A 21509-nucleotide genomic window follows, 5' to 3' on the forward strand; every position below is an offset into this window, starting at 1 on the left:
CCGGCGACAACCGCGCAGCGCAGGTGGCGTGTGCCGGGAATACCATCAGATGTGGGCCGATGGGCCCATTCCGGAGGGAGTGTCTTGTCCACCTCAAGTGTTGACCGGGCGGCGGGGCCCGCCTCGCAGCCGGTGCCCGAGGAAACCCGGTGGCCGGGGCTGGCCACGCCGCCGCACTCGCCGCTTCGCGCGCGGGCCGCGGAGGCGCTCTTCCGCCGTGCCGTGAAGAACCTCGACCTGCGGGTCACCTTCCCGGACGGCACCGTTCTGGGGGCCGGCGGGCCGGAGGCGCCCGAGATGCGCATCCTGCGGCCCTCGGCGTTCTTCCACCGGCTCGGCGCCGACGCGAAGATCGGGTTCGGCGAGTCGTACATGGTGGGGGACTGGACCGCCGAGGACCTCGCGGGCGTGCTCACGCCGTTCGCGGAGAAGCTGGCCACGATCGTGCCGCCGTTCCTGCAGCGCTTCCGCCGGCTCGCCGAGCGGGTGCAGCCGGCGGCGGAGGAGAACACGATCGAGGGGTCGCGGTCGAACATCCACCGCCACTACGACCTGTCCAACGACCTGTTCAGCGCGTTCCTCGACGAGTCGATGATGTACTCCTCGGCGCTGTTCGGCCCGGGCGACAGCCTGACGCAGGCCCAGCACCGCAAGCTCGACAGCGTGCTGGACTACGCGGGCGTGCGCGAGGGCAGCGAGGTGCTCGAGATCGGCACCGGCTGGGGCGAGCTGTCGATCCGCGCGGCCTCGCGGGGCGCGAAGGTGACGTCGCTGACCATCTCGCAGGAGCAGAAGACCCTCGCCGACGCGCGCATCGCCGAGGCGGGCCTGTCCGACCGCGTCGACGTGCAGCTGTGCGACTACCGCAACGCCACCGGCCAGTACGACTCCGTGGTCAGCGTGGAGATGATCGAGGCCGTCGGGCAGTCCTACTGGCCCACGTTCTTCGCCACCATCGGCAAGCGGCTGCGCCCGGGCGGGCGCTTCGGCCTGCAGGCCATCACGATGGACCACGACCGGATGCTGGCGGCGGCCCGGTCGTACACCTGGATCCACAAGTACATCTTCCCGGGCGGCATCATCCCGTCGGTGCAGGCCATCGAGGACGGCATGCGCGACAACACCCGCCTCAAGCTGGCCGGGATGCGCGAGTTCGGCCAGGACTACGCCCGCACGCTCAAGCTGTGGGGCGAGCGGTTCCACCAGCGCTGGGACGACATCCGCGGCTTCGGCTTCGACGACGTGTTCCACCGCATGTGGGAGTTCTACCTCGCGTATTCGGAGGCCGGGTTCCGCTCCGGGCACATCAAGGTGCACCAGTTCGGGTTCGCCGACCCCCGCTGACCAGGCCGTTCCCTCACCGATGAACCTGCACCCGGTGCCGCACGTCCTTTGTTCGAGGACGTGCGGTTCACTGGGCCGCACGAGTTGTGCCGGATTCGGGGAACGGGTGATCGACCGATGACGTACGGAGGCGACGACGGCCGGCGGCGCATGCCGCCCAGGCCACCGCAGCCCGCCGCACGCCCGCGGCAGCATCAGCGGGCGCAGATGATGCCGCTGCCAGGAGTGAGCAGCAGTCCGTATGACGAGCGCACCAGACCCCTGGGTTCGCGCGGCGAGGCTCCCGTACCCCCGCCCGCGCCGCCCCGGCAGGCGCCGCCGCGCCAGGCCCCGCCGCCCGGGCCGGCTCCGCGCCGGCGCCGCCGGTGGAGCTTCGGCAAGGTCCTGATGACGCTGGTGCTGATCTTCGTCGTGTTCATCGGCGGGATCTGGGCGTACCTGGAGTTCTCGATCAAGCGCGTCGACGCGCTGGCCGACTACGACGGCCGTCCCGCGGCCGCGTCGGGCACCAACTGGCTGATCGTCGGTTCCGACAGCCGCGACGGGCTGTCGGCCGCGGACGAGGAACGCCTGGCGACCGGTGACGTCGCGGCGGCCGGCGGCGGGCAGCGCACCGACACGATCATGATCGCGCACATCCCGGACAACGACACCAAGCCGACGCTGCTGAGCCTGCCGCGCGACTCCCAGGTGAAGATCCCGGGCCACGGCACGAACAAGATCAACGCCGCGTTCTCGCTCGGCGGCCCGGCGCTGCTGGTCAAGACCGTGGAAGGTGTCACCGGCCTGCGCATGGACCACTACGCGGAGATCGGCTTCGGCGGCTTCGCGAACATCGTCGACGCGATCGGCGGCGTGGACATGTGCGTGGACAAGGAGATGCACGACACCTTCACCAACATCGACATCAAGGCCGGCTGCCAGACGCTCGACGGCCGGTCCGCGCTCGGGTTCGTCCGCATGCGCCACAGCAGCGCGACCCCGCGCTCGGACCTCGACCGCGTGGCCAACCAGCGCAAGTTCATCGGTGCCCTCGTGAGCCAGATCGCGAGCCCGGGGACCTTGCTGAACCCGTTCGACTTCTTCCCGCTGCTGTCCTCGGCGCCCGACGCGCTGACGATGGACTCGGGCGACCACGTGCACAACCTGGCCGGCCTGGCGATCGCGATGCGCGGCATCTCGTCCGACGGCGTGCTCACGGGCACGGTGCCGGTCACCGACGGCTCGGCCCAGCACTGGGACAAGACGAAGTCGGCGCAGTTGTTCGATGCGCTGAAGAACGACACCACGGTGCCGCCCACCGCCGTCGTCAACTAGCTCACGAGCACCGGACCGCGGGGGCCTGCCGGAAACGGCGGGCCCCGCGTTATTTCGATGCCACCGTGGTGTTCCGGTGCCACCATGAGGACATGGACACCCTCACCGACGGCGTGGTCAGCCTCAACCGCTGGCGCGCCGAAGACCTCGGCCTGCTCGTGGACACGGTCTCGGCCTCGCGCGAGCACATCGGCGCGTGGCTCGTCTGGGCCACCGACGGCTACGGCCCGGCCGAGGGTACGGAGTTCCTCACGAGCACGGCCGAACGCTGGGCGTCCGGGGAGGCCCAGGAGTACGGCATCCACACCGCCGACGGCACGCTCGCCGGCGGCTGCGGGCTGATGCGCCGCGACGACGGCCGCGAGATCGGCTACTGGCTGGCGAAGTCGTGCACCGGCCGCGGCCTGGCCACGCGCGCGACGGCCCTGCTCGTCGCCGAGGCCTGGCGCCTGGGCGCGCCCCACGTCGACATCCTCCACGACGAGCTGAACACCAAGAGCGGTGCGATCCCGGCCCGGCTGGGTTTCACCTTGCACCACAAGGAAGCCGCCTCCGACGCGCTCGCCCCGGCCTGCTCGGGCAACGACTTCGTGTGGCGGATCCAGCGGCCGAGCTGACCGGCGAATCCCTTGCCGGGCAAGGGAAAGCGTCAGGAGGCGTTCTTGCGCTCGCGCAGCACCTTCAACGCGCGGTCCGCGTGGGCGGTGAAGTTCAGCTCGCTCTTGATCACGTCGAGCACGCGCCGGTCGGTGTCGATGACGAAGGTGGTGCGCTTGGTGTGCAGCGGGATGAACTTGCGCCAGGTGCCGAACTGCTTCGCCACGACGCCGTCCACATCGGACAGCAGCGGGTAGTCGAACCCGTTGGCGGCGGAGAACTCCCGCTGCTTCGCCACGGCGTCCGGGCTGATGCCCACGCGCTGGGCGCCCACCTCGGCGAACTCGGCCGCCAGGTCGCGGAAGTGACAGCTCTCGGCGGTGCAGCCGCTCGTCATGGCGGCGGGGTAGAAGAACAGCACGACCGGGCCGGCCGCGAGGAAGTCCGACAGCGTGCGGTCCTTGCCCTGGTCGTCGGAGAGGGTGAAGTCGGGCGCGAGGTCGCCGGTGTCCATCGGGGTCCTTTCGGGTGGGGTCCGCGAACCATGATCCTCCCCGGTGTTCGGACCTGCACCGCAGGTGGATCGGTCAGCCGGCGTGGCGCTCGATCATCTCGTCCACTTCGTCGCCCGTGGCCGAATCGGCGACGAACGCACCGCGCGCCGCGAGCACGCCGAGCTGGCGCAGGCGAGCCGCGTGCTCGGTGCTTCGCACCCCTTCGGCGCCGATGCGCAGCTTGAGCTCCTTGCCGCGCTCCACGAGCTGGCTCAGGTGCCGGACGTCGGCTTCGGTGGGGGAGTCGGCCAGGGCGTCGACGACCGGGCCGCTGAGGATCACGTGCCGCACGGGCAGGTCGAAGCGCGGGATCAGCTCGAGGTCGGCCGAGCCCGAGATCGTGAGCACGAGCTGCGCGCCGAGGTCGGCCAGCACCGTGAACGAGTCGTACACCTCTTCGTTGTCGTCGAACATCGACTGCCGGTCGACGCACAGGCGCAGCGCCTTCGCCGGAAGGTTGTGGCGGTCGAGCTGCTCCTTGACCAGCAACACGAGGTCGTCGTCGCTCGCGAGCCGTTGCGGCAGCCGGATGCAGACGTCGGGCGTGGCCTCACCGAAGCGCGTCCGCCAGCGGGCGGTGGCGGCGAGCGACTCGGCGAGCAGCCACTTGCCGAGCGGCACCGTCATGCCGGTGGTCTGCGCCAGCGGGTAGAAGTCCTCGGAGTCGAGCTCGCCCTTGTCCGGGTGGTTCCACCGCAGGCCGGCGTTCACGGCCGCGATCTCGTCGGGCTTCGCGAGCTTCACGGTCGGCTGGTAGACGAGGGAGAACTCGCCGTTCTCCAGCGCGCCGGCGATCACCGCGCCGAGCTGGTAGCGGCTGCGGTCGCGCTCGTCCTCCGCCGGGTCGAACAGCGTCCACCGCGCCTTGCCGCGCTCCTTGGCCCGGTGCAGCGCGAGCTCCGCGGCCCGCCGCAGCTCGGTGTGCCCGCCGCCGGGGCACCCGCCCACGACGATGCCGGCGCTGGCGCTCACCCCGATCCCGTGGCCGCCGAGGTACACGGCCTCGTTGAGGTCTTCGAGCGCACGCTCGACGAGGCTCACCACGTGCTGCGTCTTGAGGTCGGCGCCGCGCATCAGCACGCCGAACCCGTCGCCGGACAGGCGGGCGACGTAGCCGTCGTGGTGCCCGGTGAAGGTCGTCGACAGCTTGCTCGCGACCTCCTTGAGCACCTGGTCGCCCACGCCGGCGCCGAGGCCGTCGTTGATCACCTTGAAGCCGTCGATGTCGAGGTAGACCAGCGCGATCTCTTCGCCGCCGGGCGAGCCGAGCGCGGCCTCGACGCGGTTGGCGAACGCCTGGGAGTTGGGCAGGCCCGTGAGCGCGTCGTGCACGTTCTGGTGCAGCAGGCGCTCGCCGAGCAGGTGCAGGTCGTCGGTGTCGGCGGCCATCAGCACGGGGAAGTGCGTGTCCTGCCGGTCTCCGGGCAGCCGCGCGAGCGTGACGTTGGTGGTGATGCTGCCGTCCTGGCTGTGGTCGAGGTGCACGCCGCGTTCGGTGAGGCGGCCGATCTCCGTGGTGGCCAGGCGCTCGAGGCAGGCGCGGATGCGGGTGGCGTCGTGGTCGGTCGCGGCCAGGTCGGCGAGGTGCTTGCCGTGGAGGCGGCTCTGGGTCGAGCTGAGCAGCTTGGCCAGCGCGGCGTTGGCCTCCATGATCACGCCGGACGGGTCGGCGAGCGCGATCCCGATCGGGGCGGTGGAAAAGAGCGTGGTGAAGCGCAGGACGGCGCCTTCGTACGCGGGCGTCGCGACGTCGGCGACCTCCTGGGCGAAGGACAGCATGAGACGTTCCAGTTCCGCGGGCGGAAGCGTTACTCCTTTCGTGTCGGTCAGCGTCGTCGCGAACTTGCGCGCGACGTCGACCAACCCTGGCGCGGCACCAGGCTCAGGCACACTCCACCTCTTCATGCGCGGACTAAAGCCAGCTCAGACCCGGTGTGAAGGTTCATGGACCCACACTAGGTATGAGTTGGCCGTGAGTGATGCCACGGCATCATGCGCGAAACGGGGTGTCTACCGGCTGAACGAGTGATGACTCCTACACAAATGGTGACGTGATGTCACCTTGAGTGCTCGAACGTGTTTTTCCGGTTCGTCCGATTTTCCGTTGGTCCGGCACAGTCGGCTCCCCGCCTCCCGCAATGACCGTCAACGATATTCGAGACGCACCGGCAGTCCGTCGGCGGGGACCGGCAACGACACGTAGTCCCAGCGCGCGGTGTAGTCCTGGGGCACCGACCAGCGGAAAGTCCGCAGCATCTCGTGCATCAGCGCCTTGACCTCGAGGCTGCCGAAGTGCAGCCCGATGCACTTGTGCGCCCCGCCGCCGAAGGGCATCCACGCGAACCGGTGCGACTTGTCCTCGCGCCGCGGCTCGGCGAACCGCTCGGGGTCGAAGCGCATCGGGTCGGTCCAGCACTCGGGGGTGAAGTGGTTCAGCGTCGGCGAGACGCCGACGAGCGTGCCTTCCGGGATGAAGTGACCGAGGACCTCGGTGTCCTTCGTGGTCTTGCGGGCCATCGACGGCACCGGTGCCCGCAGCCGCAGCGACTCCTTCATCACGAGGTCGAGCGTCTCCAGGCTTTCCAGCGCCTCGATGTCCGGCACGTCGTCGCCCAGCGCGAGCGACTCCGCGCGGGCGCGTTCCTGCCACTCCGGGTGCTTGGCCAGGTAGTAGGCCATGGCGCTGCTGGTGATCGTGGTGGTGTCGTGCGCCGCCATCATCAGGAAGATCATGTGGTTCACGATGTCCGCGTCGGTGAACCGGTCGCCGTCCTCGGTGGTGGCGGTGCAGAGGGCGGCGAACAGGTCGTCGCCGCCCGCGCGGCGCTTTTCCGGCAGGGTCTCGCCGAAGTAGCGCTCCAGCAGCCGCCGGCCGCGCAGGCCCGCGGACCAGCGGCCGCCGGGCACGGGGTAGCGCACGAGCGCCGTGCCCGCGCGCACCGTGTTCACGAACGCGCGGTTGATCCGCATCGCGTCGTCGGGTGAGCGCATGTCCATGAACACGCGCGTGGCCACGTCCAGCGTGAGCTGCTTGAGCGACCAGTACAGCCGGGGCCGCGTGCCGCCGGGCCACGCCTGGACGCCGGCGCGCAGGGCCGGGCCCATCTGCCCGACGTAACCGACGAGCCGCTCGCGCGTGAACGCGCTCTGCATGATCCGCCGGTGCAGGTGGTGCTCGCCGAAGTCGAGCAGCATGAGGCCGCGGTCGAAGAACTTCTCGATGAAGAACTTCCAGCCCTCCTGCGAGAACGCCTTGTCCTTGTTCACCAGGGCGATCTGCGTGGCCTCGGGGCCGGACAGCGACACGATCCGGCGGCCGAAGCCGCCCATCCACGAGACGGGGCCGTACTTCTCGTAGCGGCTGAAGCTGAAGTCCAGGCCGAACCGCATCATCTCCAGCGCGTGGCCCACGACCGGCGGCCCGTCGTCGCCGAGCACCGGCTTGAGGCCGCTGCCCGCGGGCGGCGGCGCGAGCTCGCGCACGGGGTAGGTGGCCGCCTGCCAGCGCTGGTCGACCGTGCGGGGCAGCGGCATCGACGTGAGCGTGGGCACGCGCTCACGCAGGCTCTCGGCGACCCTGCCGACCTTGCCGACTGCGCTCGTCATCGCGACCTGCCTTCACTGGCGGAACCCCGGTCGACCTCCACCGTGCCGCGCTGTTGACCGAATGACAATACCTTCGGCGGGCTCCATCCGGGTGATCCTTGACGCAGCGCCGGTGCCGGGCAGTGGTTCGCGCCGCCCGGCACCGTCGCCGCGGTTTGTTCAGTCCTGCTCGGCGCGGACCTGGCGGGCCGCCGCGACGAGGTGGCGCAACGCGGGCTCCACCTCGGCGTAGCGGCGGGTCTTGAGGCCGCAGTCGGGGTTCACCCACAGCCGCCGGGCCGGCACGGCGGCGGCGGCCGCCGTGCGCAGCAGGTCCGCGACCTCGTCGACGCCGGGCACGCGCGGTGAGTGGATGTCGTAGACGCCCGGCCCGACGCCGCGCGCGAACCCGCCGGCCGCGAGGTCGGCGAGCACCTCCATCTTCGAGCGCGCGGCTTCGATGCTGGTCACGTCGGCGTCGAGGCCGTCGATCGCGGAGAGGACCTCCCCGAACTCCGAGTAGCACATGTGCGTGTGGATCTGGGTGCCTTCGGCGACCCCGGCCGTCGCGACGCGGAACGCGCGCACCGCCCAGCCGAAGTAGGCCGAGTGCCCGGCCGCGCGCAGCGGCAGCAGCTCCCGCAGCGCCGGCTCGTCGACCTGGATCACGCGCACGCCCGCGGCTTCGAGGTCGGCCACCTCGTCGCGGATCGCGAACGCGACCTGCAGCGCGGTGTCGGCGAGCGGCTGGTCGTCGCGCACGAACGACCACGCGAGGATCGTGACCGGGCCGGTGAGCATGCCCTTGATCGGCTTGGCCGTGCGGCTCTGCGCGTACCGCGCCCACGGCACGGTCATCGGCCGCGGTCGCGAGACGTCGCCGTGGAGGATCGGCGGGCGGACGCAGCGCGAGCCGTAGGACTGCACCCAGCCGTGCTCGGTCGAGGCGAACCCGGCGAGCTGCTCGGCGAAGTACTGCACCATGTCGTGGCGCTCGGGCTCGCCGTGCACGAGCACGTCGAGGCCCAGCTCCTCCTGCAGCCGCACCACGCGGTCGATCTCGGCGTGCATCTCGGCCACGTACGCGGCTTCCTCGAGCGTGCCCGCGCGGTACGCGGCGCGCGCCTTGCGGACGTCGGTGGTCTGCGGGAACGAGCCGATCGTGGTGGTCGGCAACGGCGGCAGGCCGAGGGATTCCTGTTGCAGGGCCGCCCGTTGCTCATACGGCGCACGCACGGCGTCCTCGGGCTTCAGTGCCGCCAGGCGCTCGCGCACGGCCGCGTCCACCGGGTTCGTCGCGCGGTCCGCGACGGCCGCGCGCGCCGCAGACAGGTCCACCTGATCGCCGCGCAGCGCCCGCCCGAGCAGTACGACCTCGGCGACCTTCTGGTCGGCGAACGCGAGCCAGCTCTTCAGCCGTGGGTCGAGGTTCTCGGCCTCGACGTCGTGGGGCACGTGCAGCAGCGAGCACGACGTCGACACGCTGACGTGCCGCGCGGTGCCGGCCAGCCGGGCGGCACGTTCGAGCGCACGGTCCGGGTCCGTGCGCCACACGTTGCGCCCGTCGACGACACCGGCGAGCACCTCCTTGTCGCGCAAGGCGCCTTCCGCCGCCACGGCGTCCACAAAGGACTCCTCGGTGACGAGGTCCACGGCCAGCGCGTCGATGGGGGAGCGGGCCAGCACGCCCAGCCCGCGACCGAGCCCGCCGAAGTACCCGGCGACGAGCAGCTTCGGCCGGTCTTCGGCCTTGGCCAGCACGTGGTACGCGCGGGTCAGCGCGTTGAGTTCCTTCGTGGTGCGGTCGCCGGCGAACGCCGGCTCGTCGAGCTGCACCCACTCGACGCCCTCGGCCTTCAGCGCGCACAGCAGCGCCGCGTACGCGGGCAGGAGCTCGTCGAGCAGCTCCAGCGGCTCGAACCCCGGCCGCGTCGCCTTGGCCAGCAACAGGAACGTGACCGGGCCGACGAACACCGGCCGCGTCTCGATGCCCAGCTCCCGGGCCTCGCGCACCTCGTCGAGCGGCTTCGTGCCCGACAACGCGAAGCGCGAGTCGGGACCCAGTTCGGGCACGAGGTAGTGGTAGTTGGTGTCGAACCACTTCGTCATCTCGAGCGCCGGCTCGTCCTGCACGCCGCGCGCGGCCGCGAAGTACGTATCGAGCGGCGAGAGGCCGAGGCGGGTGAAGCGCGCCGGCAGCGCGCCGAACAGCTCGGCGGTGTCGAGCACCTGGTCGTAGTGGGAAGACGTGTTCGAGGGGACCGATTCCAGGCCCGCTTCGCGCAGCCGCGACCAGGTCCGCCCGCGCAGTTCGCGGCCGGTGGCGAGCAGTTCCGCCTCGCCGGTGGTGCCCGCCCAGTAGCGTTCCAGGGCGCGCTTCAGTTCCCGGGCCGGCCCGATGCGCGGGTACCCCAGGATCGTGGTGCCGATGGTGGTCACAGGCTCTCTCCTCGCGAGCTCGTTCGAGGCGAGCCCGGGCACGCGAGAACCGCGTCTTCGGTCAGGCCTGCTCCCACGGGGCCCGGACTCACGCACGCCGTCGGCGCACGTACCACGGGCAGGTCTTCGGACTCGTGGGCGCCGAGCTCGCGCCTACTCACCGTCGCTTCCCGGGCTCGCGCCCAGTGCTTGACCACGAAATCGTGGTGACGGCTTTCGTTCCCACTCACCGCTGCGGGGCAGTCCCGGACTCACACCGGGTTCCCTGTTGCCTCGCCAGGGTGTGGCCGCACGAAAAAAGCCCGGCCACGCCCTGGCGAACCAGTGGCGTGGCCGAGCCTAGCGGGTCGCGGCACCGGGTGGCACGACGTCCGCTGTGATCCCGGAGACCGGGATCAGTCCTGCAGCCGATCAGTCCCAGTCCAGCGCGCCGCCGGACTGGTACTCGATCACGCGGGTCTCGAAGAAGTTCTTCTCCTTCTTCAGGTCCATCGCCTCCGACATCCACGGGAACGGGTTCTCCGTCTCCCCGAAGATCGGCGCGAGGCCGATCTGCTGGGCGCGCCGGTCGGTGATGAAGTGCATGTACTGCTCGCACAGCTGCGCCGAAAGGCCGAGCATGCCGCGCGGCATGGTGTCACGCGCGTAGCGGACCTCCAGCTCGCACGCGTCGGTCAGCATCTGCCGGATCTCCGCCTGGAACTCTTCCGTCCACAGGTGCGGGTTCTCGATCTTGATCTGGTTGATGCAGTCGATGCCGAAGTTCAGGTGGATCGACTCGTCGCGCAGGATGTACTGGTACTGCTCGGCGATGCCGACCATCTTGTTGCGGCGGCCGAGCGAGAGGATCTGCGCGAAGCCGGTGTAGAACCACATGCCCTCGAAGATCACGTAGAACGCCACGAGGTCGCGCAGGAACGCCTGGTCGGCCTCCGGCGTGCCGGTCTCGAAGTCCGGGTTCTCGAGGTTCTGCGTGTACTTCAGCGCCCACGCGTCCTTCTCGGAGATGGACGGCACCTCGCGGTACATGTTGAACAGCTCGCCCTCGACCAGGCCGAGGCTTTCGCAGATGTACTGGAAGGTGTGCGTGTGCACGGCCTCCTCGAACGCCTGGCGCAGCAGGTACTGGCGACACTCGGGGTTGGTGATCTGGCGGTACACCGCGAGCACGATGTTGTTGGCCACCAAGGACTCCGCCGTGGCGAAGAAGCCGAGGTTGCGCTTGAGCATCTGGCGCTCGTCCTCGGTCAGGCCGTCGGGCGACTTCCACAGCGCGATGTCGGCCTGCATGGCGACCTCGGTCGGCATCCAGTGGTTGTTGCACGCGGCGAGGTACTTGTCCCACGCCCAGCGGTACTTCATGGGCAGCAGCTGGTTCACGTCGGCGCGGGCGTTGATCATGCGCTTGTCGTCGACGTTGATCCGGGCGGCGCCGACCTCGATCGCGCCGAGGCCGGTGGCGTCCGTGGTCTCCACGTTGGTCATCTAGAGGCTCCAAGAAAAGGCTCGTGAAGGGGTGCGGCCGGGTCTCGCCGGCCGCACCCCTTCACGAGGAGGTCACTGGCAGGCTTCGCAGTCGGGGTCGTCGATGCGGCAGGAGGCGCCTTCGGTGGCGACGAAGTCGATGTCGTCGACCTTCGGCAGTTCCTTCGGCTCGGCGGGCTTGGCGGCCGGGACCGCGGCGGGCACGGCCGCGGCGGGGCTCGCCGGCACGGCGGCCGACGGCGAGGGCGACGGTGCCGGCGAAGGAGCCGGAGCCGGCGTCGCGGCCGGAGCCGGAGCGGCGGCCGGGGCGGCCGAGACCGCGTTCAGCTTGCCGTCGGTGCCGCGCAGGGTGCTCTTCTCCACGTGCGTCGCCGACTGGGCGCGCAGGTAGTACGTGGTCTTGAGGCCCTTGTGCCACGCGTAGCGGTACAGCTCGTCGAGCTTGCGCCCGCTCGGCGCCGCGATGTAGAGATTCAGCGACTGCGCCTGGTCGATCCACTTCTGCCGGACCGAGCCGGCGTCCACGATCCACTTCGACTCGATCTCGAACGCGGTGGCGTAGAGCGCCTTCAGGTCGTCCGGCACGCGGTCGATCTGGCCGAGGCTGCCGTCGAAGTACTTCAGGTCGCTGACCATGACCTCGTCCCACAGGCCGCGGGCCTTGAGGCTCTTGACCAGGTGCGGGTTCACCACGGTGAAGTCGCCCGACATGTTCGACTTCACGTACAGGTTCTGGAACAGCGGCTCGATCGACTGGCCGACGCCCGAGATGTTGGAGATCGTCGCGGTCGGCGCGATCGCCATGACGTTGGAGTTGCGCATGCCGACCGTCTTCACGCGCTCGCGCAGCGGCGCCCAGTCCAGCGTCGTGGAGGTGTCGACGGCGAGGGCGTCGCCCTGGCGCGCGTCGATCAGCAGCTGCATCGAGTCGATCGGCAGGATGCCGCGGCTCCACAGCGAACCCTCGAACGTCTGGTACTGGCCGCGCTCCTCGGCGAGGTCGGTCGACGCCGAGATCGCGTAGTAGGACACGTGCTCCATGCTCACGTCGGCGAACTTCACCGCCTCTTCCGAGGCGAACGGCAGGCCGAGCTCGAACAGCGCGTCCTGGTAGCCCATGATGCCCAGGCCCACCGGGCGGTGGCGCAGGTTGGAGCGGCGCGCCTCCGGGATCGTGTAGAAGTTGATGTCGATCACGTTGTCGAGCATGCGGACGGCCGTGCGCACGGTCTTCTCGAGGCGGTTGGTGTCCAGGCCCTCGGGGGTGACGTGCTTGAGCAGGTTCACCGAGCCGAGGTTGCAGACCGCGACCTCGTCGATGTTGGTGTTCAGCGTGATCTCGGTGCACAGGTTCGAGGAGTGCACCACGCCGACGTGCTGCTGCGGCGAGCGCAGGTTGCACGGGTCCTTGAACGTGATCCACGGGTGCCCGGTCTCGAACAGCATCGTCAGCATGCGGCGCCACAGGTCGACGGCGCGCAGGCGGCGGAAGACCTTGATCTCGCCGCGGTCGGCGGCGGCCTCGTACTCGCGGTAGCGCTCGGCGAACGCGTTGCCGTAGAGGTCGTGCAGGTCCGGCGTTTCGTTGGGGGAGAACAGGGTCCACTGCCCGTCGGCTTCAACGCGGCGCAGGAACTCGTCCGGCACCCAGTTGGCCGTGTTCATGTCGTGCGTGCGGCGGCGGTCGTCACCGGTGTTCTTGCGCAGGTCGAGGAACTCCTCGATGTCCACGTGCCAGGTTTCGAGGTACGCGCACGCCGCGCCCTTGCGCTTGCCGCCCTGGTTCACGGCGACGGCGGTGTCGTTGGCGATCTTGAGGAACGGCACGACACCCTGCGACTGGCCGTTGGTGCCCTTGATGTGGGCGCCGAGGCCGCGGACCGGGGTCCAGTCGTTGCCGAGGCCGCCCGAGTACTTGGCCAGCAGCGCGTTGTTCTTGTACGCCTGGAAGATCGAGTCCAGGTCGTCGTCCACAGTGGTCAGGAAGCACGACGAGAGCTGGGCGCGCGTGGTGCCCGAGTTGAACAGCGTCGGCGTGCTCGCCATGAAGTGGAACGTCGAAAGCAGCTCGTAGAACTCGATCGCGCGGGCTTCGCGGTCGTCCTCGCGGATGGCCAGACCCATGGCCACGCGCATGAAGAACGCCTGCGGCAGCTCGAAGCGTGTGCCGTTGTGGTGGTGGAAGTACCGGTCGTACAGGGTCTGCAGGCCCAGGAACCCGAAGTCCAGGTCGCGCTCGGCGGCCAGCGCCGCGGTGATCTTGTCGAGGTCGAACGTGAGCAGCTCGCCGTCGACGAGCTCCAGCTCGACCGCACGGCGCAGGTAGGTGCGGAAGTACGCGGGGTACTCGGCGGTCATCTCGTCCTGGCTGGCCTGGCGCGGGCGCCCGGCGAGGTAGCTCAGGGCCTCTCCGCGCAGCTTGTCCAGCAGGAGCCGCGCACTCACGTACGAGTAGTTCGGCTCCTGCTCGACGAGCACGCGGGCGGCCATGATCTGCGCGAGGGCGAGCTCGTCGGCGCTGATGCCGTCGTAGAGGTTGCGCTTGGCCTCCGCCAGCACCGGCTCGGCGGACACGTCCTCGAGCCCGGCCACGGCCTCGCCCACCACGTGGGACACGCGGGCCCAGTCGAGCGGGCGCAGCGAGCCGTCGGTGCCCTTGACACTGATCGCGGCCTCGGCGGGCGCCGGCGTGGCGGCCTCGCGGGCCTTCGACCGCTCCTCGCGGTAGAGCACGTAGGCGCGGGCGACCTTGTGGTGCTCACCACGCATCAGGGCGAGCTCGACGAGGTCCTGGATCTGCTCGATGTGCAGGGCGGGCTCGGGGCCGGCGTGGCGCAGCAGGGAAGCCTCGACCTGCTCGGTCAGCTCGGCGACGACGTGGTGCACGCGCGAGGAAGCGGCCGCGTCGCCGCCCTCCACGGCGAGGAAGGCCTTGGTGAGGGCCACGCTGATCTTGCCGGCGTCGAACGGCGACACGCTGCCGTCGCGCCGGATCACGCGGACCGCGCTCGGTGCCGAGTCCGCCGACGAAGGCGGACGCTGACCGGTTTCCACTGACATGCGGGTCTCCAACAAAGTCGAAAATGGGCGCGCTTCATCGCCACACGGCCTCACAAGGCCGTGCGCTGCTGTTTCTCAAATCGGCCCGGCTGCCCTTCCTGAGCGGTCTCCCCGTCGCTGGGGGCTGCCGGTCCACAGAGACTACATCTAGGGGTTCGGGCTCGCACGTGCCCCAAGGGGTGGCGTGTCGCGGGCTCACCCTCGCGGGTTAGTCGATCACTCAGAGCGGCTGGTCGGGGGCGGTTCAGCCCCCGAAGACGAGGGTGAAGTCGCGCAGGCTCGCGCTCACGATCGGGCGACGTCCGGCCAGGAAGCCCAGCGGTCCGGCGGGGTTCACGGACCAGTCGGCGGCGGCCGCGTGCGGCTTCGCGCGCGACGTGACGGGGCTGCGCTCGAGCCGCCCGCCGAGCGTCTGCGCGATCTCGAACCGGGCGGGCAGGGCGGCCGGCAGCCCGGCGCGTCGGGAGAACGCGGCGGTGGCGATCCAGCCGTCGCCGGTGGCCGCGGTGAACTCACGGTCGCCGGTGAACTCGAGCGTCGCGGGGTCCTTCGGGATGCCCCACAGCTCGCGCCCGCCCGCGAGCGAGACCTCGCTGTCGACCCAGATGTCGGTGATCGACGCGGTGAGCCCGCCGCGCACGGCGACGGCGGCGAGCAGCTCGTGGTAGCTCAGCTGGCCGGGCGCGCGGTAGTCGATCCACGCGGTGAACACCGCGGCGTGGCCGCCGGTGGTGACGGGTTCGACGCCTTCGGGCAGTTCCGGCAGATTGCCGGCCGGGAGCAGCCACACGGACAGCTGCGCCTGGCCCGCGAGGTGCCAGGGTTCGGGCGGGTAGGCGGTCATTCCGCGATCCAGGGCAGGTAGGGCGGCAGGTCGCGGTCGACGCGGAGCTTGAACTCCGCCGGGCGTTTCTGGAGGAACGACAGCACGCCCTCGATCGAGTCCGGGTTGGTGGCGATCCCGCCGATCAGCTTCGAGTCCACCTCGTGCACCTCGAACGGCGACGGCGCCGACGCCATCCGGTACAGCAGCTGCCGCGTCACGGCGACCGACACGGGCGCGGTGTTGGCCACGAGGTCGCGCGCGAGCTCGTAAGCCTTGTCCAGCACGGCTTCCGGCGGGTGGACGCTGTGGACGAGCCCCTTCCGCAACGCCTCCTCGGCGCCGAAGACGCGTCCGCTCACCATCCAGTCCACGGCCGTGCCCATGCCGACCAGGCGCGGCAGGAACCACGCCGACGCGCCCTCGGGGTAGATCCCGCGGCGCGTGAACACGAACCCGAACTTGGCGTCGTCGGCCGCCAGCCGGTAGTCGCACGACAGCGTGATCGTGATGCCACCGCCCACCGCGGCGCCGCGCAAGGCGGCGATCACGGGCTTGTTCATGGTGAAGATCCGCTTGGAGCACCGCCCGGCCGGCTCCTGCCAGCCGTCGGGCGGGCCTTCGCCGTGCTCGAAGTCGAACCCGCCGGACGAGAGGTCGGCGCCGACCGAGAAGTCCTTGCCGCTGCCGGTGAGCACGACCACGCGCACGTCCTCGTCGCGGTCGGCGCGGTCCATGGCGTCGCCCAGCTCGTCGGCCATCCGCACGGTGTAGCCGTTGCGCGCCTGGGGCCGGTTCAGCTTGACCGTCGCGATCCGCTCGGCGACCTCGTAGGTGATGTCCGCGTAGGGGCTCATGGCTGGAACGGTAGGACAACGGGGTTCTACTGGCAATGTGTCAATAGTGGCTCCGACCTCGATCGAGGAAAAAACAATCAGGCGCGCTTGATTTTTCCGCGGCCGGGGTGCGAGGGTAGGCCCAGGGACGCTGCCCGCGGACGAAGACGTCCGCACTCACGCAGACGCACGGAGGCGCAGGATGGCTGATCTCGGCGTGATCCTCGGGGATCTCGCGGCCGAATCGCAGGCGATCGACGACGTGGTGGCCGGGCTGCCGGCCGAAGGGTGGGCCAGGCCGACGCCGGCGGAAGGGTGGACGGTCGCGCACCAGATCGCCCACCTGGCCTGGACGGACTCGAAGGCGCTGATCGCCGCGGCCCGGCCCGAGGAGTGGCCGGCCGAGGTCGAGCACCTGCTGAGCGTGGGGGAGAACTACGTCGACCTCGCCGCCGAGGAAGGCGCCGCGACGCCGCCGGACGAGCTGCTCGCGCAGTGGCGCGCCGGGCGGACGGCGCTGTCCGAGGCGCTGGCCGCCGTGCCGGCCGGGCAGAAGCTGCCGTGGTACGGCCCGCCGATGAGCGCCGCGTCCATGGCCACCGCGCGGATGATGGAGACGTGGGCCCACGGCCAGGACGTGTTCGACGCGCTGGGGCTCACCCGCCGGCCGACCGGCCGCCTGTGGCACATCGCGCGCTTCGGCACGCGCACGCGGGACTTCGCGTACAAGCTCAACTCGCTCGCCCCGCCGCCCGAGGAGTTCCGCGTGGAGCTGGCGTCGCCGGACGGCACGACGTGGGCGTTCGGGCCCGAGGACGCCGAGCAGCGCCTCACCGGCAGCGCCGTGGACTTCTGCCTGGTCATCACGCAGCGGCGCCACCCCGCGGACACCGACCTGGTCGCGACCGGCGCCGACGTCGAGGAGTGGCTCACCGTCGCGCAGGCCTTCGCCGGCCCGCCCGGTGCGGGCCGGAAGCCGGGGCAGTTCGCATGAGCCGTGAACCGATCCGGATCGGGAACGCGTCGGGCTTCTACGGCGACCGGTTCTCCGCCGTGCGCGAGATGCTCACCGGCGGGCCGCTCGACGTGCTCACCGGCGACTACCTCGCCGAGCTGACGATGCTCATCCTCGGGCGCGACCGGATGAAGGACCCCGAACGCGGCTACGCCAAGACCTTCCTGCGCCAGATGGAGGAGAACCTGGCGCTGGCCAAGGAAAAGGGCGTGAAGATCGTCGCCAACGCCGGTGGCCTCAACCCCGCGGGCCTGGCGACGGCGTTGCGGGAGCTGGCCGCGAAGCTCGGCGTCGACGTGCGGATCGCGCACGTCGAGGGCGACGACCTGATCGGGCGCGCCGACGAGCTCGGGTTTCGCCTGGGTGCGGGTACCCCGCAGGAACGCAGCCCGTTGACCGCCAACGCTTATCTCGGTGCGTGGGGCATCGTCGAGTGCCTGAACGCCGGTGCCGACGTGGTCGTGACCGGCCGCGTCACCGACGCGTCGGTGATCGTCGGGCCCGCCGCCGCGCACTTCGGCTGGACGCGTGAGGACTACGACGCGCTGGCCGGCGCCGTCGCCGCGGGTCACGTGATCGAGTGCGGCACCCAGGCGACCGGCGGCAACTACGCGTTCTTCCGCGAGCAGCCGATCGGCGTGCCCGGGTTCCCGATCGCCGAGATCCACGCCGACGGGTCCAGTGTCATCACGAAGCACCCTGGCACCGGCGGCGTCGTGAACACCGGAACGGTCACCGCACAGCTGCTGTACGAGATCACCGGCGCCCGCTACGCCAACCCCGACGTCACCACGCGGTTCGACACGCTGACGCTGGCCGAGGACGGCCCCGACCGCGTGCGCATCACCGGCGTGACCGGCGAGGCCCCGCCGCCCACGCTCAAGGTCGCGCTGAACCGGCTCGGCGGGTTCCGCAACGAGACCACGTTCGTGCTCACCGGCCTCGACATCGAGGAGAAGGCCGCGCTCGTGCGTGAGCAGCTGGAGACGGCGCTCGAACGGAAGCCGCCCGCCGAGGTCCGCTGGACGCTCGCGCGCACCGACCACGGCGACGCCGACACCGAGGAACAGGCCAGCGCACTGCTGCACGTCGCGGTGAAGGACGCCGATCCGAAGATCGCCGGCCGCGCGTTCAGCGGCGCGGCGGTGGAGCTGGCGCTCGGGAGCTACCCCGGCTTCCACGTGACCGCTCCGCCGTCGGACGCCTCGCCGTACGGCGTGTACTCGGCGGCCTTCGTGGACGCTGCCGAGGTGCCCCACGTGGCGGTGCCGGCCGACGGTCGACGTATCGACATCGCGCCGGCCACCAAGACCCTCGCACTGACCGAAGTGGACGAACCCGCGCTGCCCGAGCCGTTGCCGGACGGGCCGGTGCGCCGCGTCCCGCTCGGGCGCGTGATCGGCGCGCGCAGCGGCGACAAGGGCGGCAGCGCCAACCTCGGCGTCTGGGTTCGCTCGGAAGAGGCGTGGCGCTGGCTCGTGCACCGGCTCACCGTCACCGAGTTCCGGCTGCTGCTGCCGGAAACCGCCCAGCTGCCGGTGAAACGGCACCTGCTGCCGAACCTGTGGGCGATGAACTTCGTGGTCGAGGACATCCTCGGCGAGGGCGTGGCCTCGCAGGCGCGGTTCGACCCGCAGGCCAAGGCGTTCGGCGAATGGCTGCGGGCGCGTGAGATCGACGTGCCGGAGGCGCTGCTGTGATCGTGGACCCGTTCGCGACGCCGGAGCGCAAAAAGCTGCGGGCGACCGTGCGGCGGTTCGTCGAGAAGGAAGTGCTGCCGCACCTCGACGACTGGGAACGCGCGGGCGAGCTGCCGCGCGAGCTGCACCGCAAGGCCGGGGACCTCGGGTTGCTCGGCGTCGCGTTCCCCGAGTCGGTGGGCGGCGGCGACGGCAACTACCTCGACGCGCTCGTGGTCGCCGAGGAGATGCACTACGCCGGCGGCTCCGGTGGCCTGTTCGCGTCGCTGTTCACCTGCGGCATCGCCGTGCCGCACATCGCCGAGGCCGGCGATCCGGTGCAGGTCGAACGCTGGGTGCGTCCGACGCTCGCGGGCACGAAGATCGGTTCGCTGGCCGTCACCGAACCGGACGGCGGGTCCGACGTCGCCGGCATCCGCACCACCGCCGTGCGCGAGGGTGACGAGTACGTGGTCAACGGCGCCAAGACGTTCATCACCTCCGGCTGCCGCGCCGACTTCGTGACCACCGTCGTCCGCACGGGCGGCGAGGGCGCGCACGGCATCTCCCTGCTGGTGGTCGAACGCGGTACGCCCGGGTTCACGGTGTCGCGCAAGCTGGAGAAGATGGGCTGGGCCGCCTCCGACACCGCCGAACTGTCCTACGTGGACGTCCGGGTGCCGGTGGAGAACCTCGTGGGCGCCGAGAACAGCGGGTTCGCGCAGGTGGCCACTCAGTTCGTGACCGAGCGGCTCTCGCTCGCCGTGCAGGCCTACGCCCACGCGCAGCGCGCGCTCGACCTCACGCTCGACTGGTGCCGGCTGCGCGAGACGTTCGGCCGTCCGCTCATCTCGCGGCAAGTCGTGCAGCACAAGCTCACCGAGATGGCGCGCAAGACCGACGTCGCCCGCACCTATGCGCGCCAGACCGCCGTGCGCCATGTCTCCGGCGAAGAAGTGATCGCCGAAGCTTGTTTCGCCAAGAACACCGCCGTCGAAGCCGCCGAATGGGTGGTCAACGAAGCCGTGCAGCTGCACGGCGGGCTGGGCTACATGCGCGAGTCGGAAGTGGAACGCCACTACCGCGACGTCCGCATCCTCGGCATCGGCGGCGGCTCCACCGAGATCCTCACCGGCCTGGCCGCGAAGCGATTGGGATACACCGCATGACCGCACTGAGGTCCGTTGTGGACACCCGGGCCGGCGAGTTCGCCGCCAACCGTGAGTCCATGCTCGAGAAGCTCGCCGAGATCGACGCCGAGCACGCCAAAGCCGTGGCCGGCGGCGGCGAGAAGTACGTGGAGCGCCACCGCAAGCGCGGCAAGCTCCTGGCCCGCGAACGGATCGAGCTGCTCATCGACGAGGACTCGCCGTTCCTGGAGCTCTCGCCGCTGGCCGCGTGGGGGTCGGACTACCGCGTGGGCGCGAGCGTGATCACCGGCATCGGCGTCGTCGAGGGCGTGGAGTGCCTGATCTCCGCGAGCGACCCGACGGTCAAGGGCGGCGCGAGCAATCCGTGGACGACGAAGAAGAGCTTCCGCGCCGCCGACATCGCGGCGCAGAACCGCCTGCCGGTGATCAACCTCGTCGAGTCCGGCGGGGCGGATCTGCCGACGCAGAAGGAGATCTTCATCCCGGGCGGGCGGATCTTCCGTGACATCACGCGGTCTTCGGCCGCGAAGGTACCCACCGTCGCGCTGGTCTTCGGCAACTCGACCGCCGGCGGCGCGTACCTGCCGGGCATGTCCGACTACGTGGTGATGGTCAAGGAACGCGCGAAGGTGTTCCTCGGCGGGCCGCCGCTGGTGAAGATGGCGACCGGCGAGGAGTCCGACGACGAGTCGCTGGGCGGTGCCGAGATGCACGCCCGCACCTCGGGCCTGGCCGACTACCTCGCGGCCGACGAGCAGGACGCGATCCGGCTGGGCCGCAGCATCATCAAGCGGCTCAACTGGCGCAAGCAGGGGCCCGCCCCGCAGCCGGACTACGCGGACCCGCTGTTCGACCCCGAGGACCTGCTCGGCATCGTCCCGAGCGACCTCAAGGTGCCGTTCGACCCGCGCGAGGTGATCGCGCGGGTGGTCGACGGCTCCGACTTCGACGAGTTCAAGCCGCTCTACGGGTCGAGCCTGGTCACCGGGTGGGCGAACATCCACGGCTATCCCGTCGGCATCCTCGCCAACGCGCAGGGCGTGCTCTTCAGCGAAGAGTCGCAGAAGGCCGCGCAGTTCATCCAGCTGGCCAACCAGATCGACACGCCGCTGGTCTTCCTGCACAACACCACCGGCTACATGGTCGGCAAGGAGTACGAGCAGGGCGGCATCATCAAGCACGGCGCGATGATGATCAACGCGGTGTCGAACTCGAAGGTGCCGCACCTGTCCGTCCTCATGGGATCGTCCTACGGCGCCGGGCACTACGGCATGTGCGGACGCGCCTACGACCCGCGGTTCCTGTTCGCCTGGCCGAGCGCGAAGTCGGCGGTGATGGGCCCGGCGCAGCTGGCCGGCGTGCTGTCCATTGTGGCTCGTGCCGCGGCCGCGAGCCGCGGGCAGGACTACAGCGAGGAGAACGACGCGGCGATGCGGGCCATGGTCGAGAACCAGATCGAGGCCGAGTCGATGCCGATGTTCCTCTCGGGCATGCTCTACGACGACGGCATCATCGACCCGCGCGACACCCGCACGGTGCTCGGCCTGAGCCTGTCGGCGATCCACAACGGACCAGTGAAGGGCGCCGAGGGTGGCTTCGGCGTCTTCCGGATGTAGGGGTGCAG

Annotated in this window: 15 protein-coding genes and 1 riboswitch; of the genes, 7 read left to right on the forward strand and 8 right to left on the reverse strand. The window is 70.4% G+C overall.

Features of this window, described 5'->3' with window-relative positions; translation table 11 throughout:
* The first annotated feature begins 84 nt into the window (after positions 1 to 84).
* The 3 genes from ACFY1H_RS29325 (at position 85) to ACFY1H_RS29335 (ending at position 3278) form a co-directional block, all read left to right on the forward strand.
* Positions 85 to 1344: a cyclopropane-fatty-acyl-phospholipid synthase family protein gene (locus tag ACFY1H_RS29325; RefSeq protein WP_366583329.1), complete on the forward strand. Its 1260-nt coding sequence runs from the start codon at positions 85 to 87 to the stop codon at positions 1342 to 1344.
* Positions 1345 to 1461: 117 nt separating this feature from the next.
* Positions 1462 to 2661, forward strand: a complete 1200-nt coding sequence (locus ACFY1H_RS29330; protein ID WP_366583330.1) for an LCP family protein — start codon at positions 1462 to 1464, stop codon at positions 2659 to 2661.
* Positions 2662 to 2753: 92 nt separating this feature from the next.
* A complete protein-coding gene (locus tag ACFY1H_RS29335) occupies positions 2754 to 3278 on the forward strand; it encodes a GNAT family N-acetyltransferase (RefSeq protein ID WP_386951554.1) in 525 nt (174 codons plus the stop codon).
* Positions 3279 to 3310: 32 nt separating this feature from the next.
* Here the strand turns inward: ACFY1H_RS29335 and ACFY1H_RS29340 are convergent, their stop codons facing one another.
* The 8 genes from ACFY1H_RS29340 to ACFY1H_RS29375 form a co-directional block, all read right to left on the reverse strand.
* The gene (locus tag ACFY1H_RS29340; RefSeq protein ID WP_386951557.1) at positions 3311 to 3772 is read right to left on the reverse strand and encodes a peroxiredoxin; all 462 of its coding nucleotides are present in this window, start codon (positions 3770 to 3772) and stop codon (positions 3311 to 3313) included.
* Between the two features lie 73 nt (positions 3773 to 3845).
* Positions 3846 to 5591, reverse strand: a complete 1746-nt coding sequence (locus tag ACFY1H_RS29345; protein WP_366583347.1) for an EAL domain-containing protein — start codon at positions 5589 to 5591, stop codon at positions 3846 to 3848.
* A gap of 366 nt (positions 5592 to 5957) precedes the next feature.
* Positions 5958 to 7418, reverse strand: coding sequence for a cytochrome P450 (locus ACFY1H_RS29350; RefSeq protein ID WP_366583333.1), 1461 nt, complete (start codon positions 7416 to 7418; stop codon positions 5958 to 5960).
* Between the two features lie 159 nt (positions 7419 to 7577).
* Positions 7578 to 9836 carry a 5-methyltetrahydropteroyltriglutamate--homocysteine S-methyltransferase gene (gene metE, locus ACFY1H_RS29355; protein ID WP_366583334.1) on the reverse strand — a complete coding sequence of 753 codons (2259 nt, stop codon included), beginning with the start codon at positions 9834 to 9836 and terminating at the stop codon, positions 7578 to 7580.
* Positions 9837 to 9935: 99 nt separating this feature from the next.
* Positions 9936 to 10146: riboswitch (cobalamin riboswitch) on the reverse strand.
* A gap of 101 nt (positions 10147 to 10247) precedes the next feature.
* Positions 10248 to 11321: a ribonucleotide-diphosphate reductase subunit beta gene (locus tag ACFY1H_RS29360; protein WP_364047795.1), complete on the reverse strand. Its 1074-nt coding sequence runs from the start codon at positions 11319 to 11321 to the stop codon at positions 10248 to 10250.
* Positions 11322 to 11393: 72 nt separating this feature from the next.
* On the reverse strand, positions 11394 to 14381 hold the full coding sequence (locus ACFY1H_RS29365; RefSeq protein WP_386951562.1) for a ribonucleoside-diphosphate reductase subunit alpha: 2988 nt from the start codon (positions 14379 to 14381) through the stop codon (positions 11394 to 11396).
* A 244-nt stretch (positions 14382 to 14625) separates the two neighbouring features.
* Entirely contained in the window at positions 14626 to 15225 is a 600-nt protein-coding gene (locus ACFY1H_RS29370; RefSeq protein ID WP_386951565.1) for an acetoacetate decarboxylase family protein, read from the reverse strand.
* Complete coding sequence (locus tag ACFY1H_RS29375; protein ID WP_366586286.1) at positions 15222 to 16061, reverse strand: enoyl-CoA hydratase-related protein; 840 nt, start codon at positions 16059 to 16061, stop codon at positions 15222 to 15224. The genes ACFY1H_RS29370 and ACFY1H_RS29375 overlap by 4 nt, the downstream gene beginning before the upstream one ends.
* Positions 16062 to 16242: 181 nt before the next feature.
* Here ACFY1H_RS29375 and ACFY1H_RS29380 point away from each other — a divergent pair, with 181 nt between their 5' ends.
* Genes ACFY1H_RS29380 through ACFY1H_RS29395 form a run of 4 tightly spaced genes read left to right on the forward strand, consistent with a single transcriptional unit; the run spans position 16243 to position 21501 of the window.
* A complete protein-coding gene (locus ACFY1H_RS29380; protein ID WP_366586284.1) occupies positions 16243 to 17034 on the forward strand; it encodes a TIGR03084 family metal-binding protein in 792 nt (263 codons plus the stop codon).
* Positions 17031 to 18755, forward strand: coding sequence for an acyclic terpene utilization AtuA family protein (locus ACFY1H_RS29385; protein ID WP_386951569.1), 1725 nt, complete (start codon positions 17031 to 17033; stop codon positions 18753 to 18755). The genes ACFY1H_RS29380 and ACFY1H_RS29385 overlap by 4 nt, the downstream gene beginning before the upstream one ends.
* A complete protein-coding gene (locus ACFY1H_RS29390) occupies positions 18755 to 19903 on the forward strand; it encodes an acyl-CoA dehydrogenase family protein (protein ID WP_386952170.1) in 1149 nt (382 codons plus the stop codon). Before ACFY1H_RS29385 ends, ACFY1H_RS29390 begins: the two co-directional genes overlap by 1 nt.
* Entirely contained in the window at positions 19900 to 21501 is a 1602-nt protein-coding gene (locus tag ACFY1H_RS29395; protein ID WP_366586280.1) for a carboxyl transferase domain-containing protein, read from the forward strand. The genes ACFY1H_RS29390 and ACFY1H_RS29395 overlap by 4 nt, the downstream gene beginning before the upstream one ends.
* Positions 21502 to 21509 lie beyond the last annotated feature (8 nt).

Source organism: Amycolatopsis sp. NPDC001319, assembly GCF_042896185.1.
In the GTDB taxonomy this organism is placed as follows: Bacteria; Actinomycetota; Actinomycetes; order Mycobacteriales; family Pseudonocardiaceae; genus Amycolatopsis.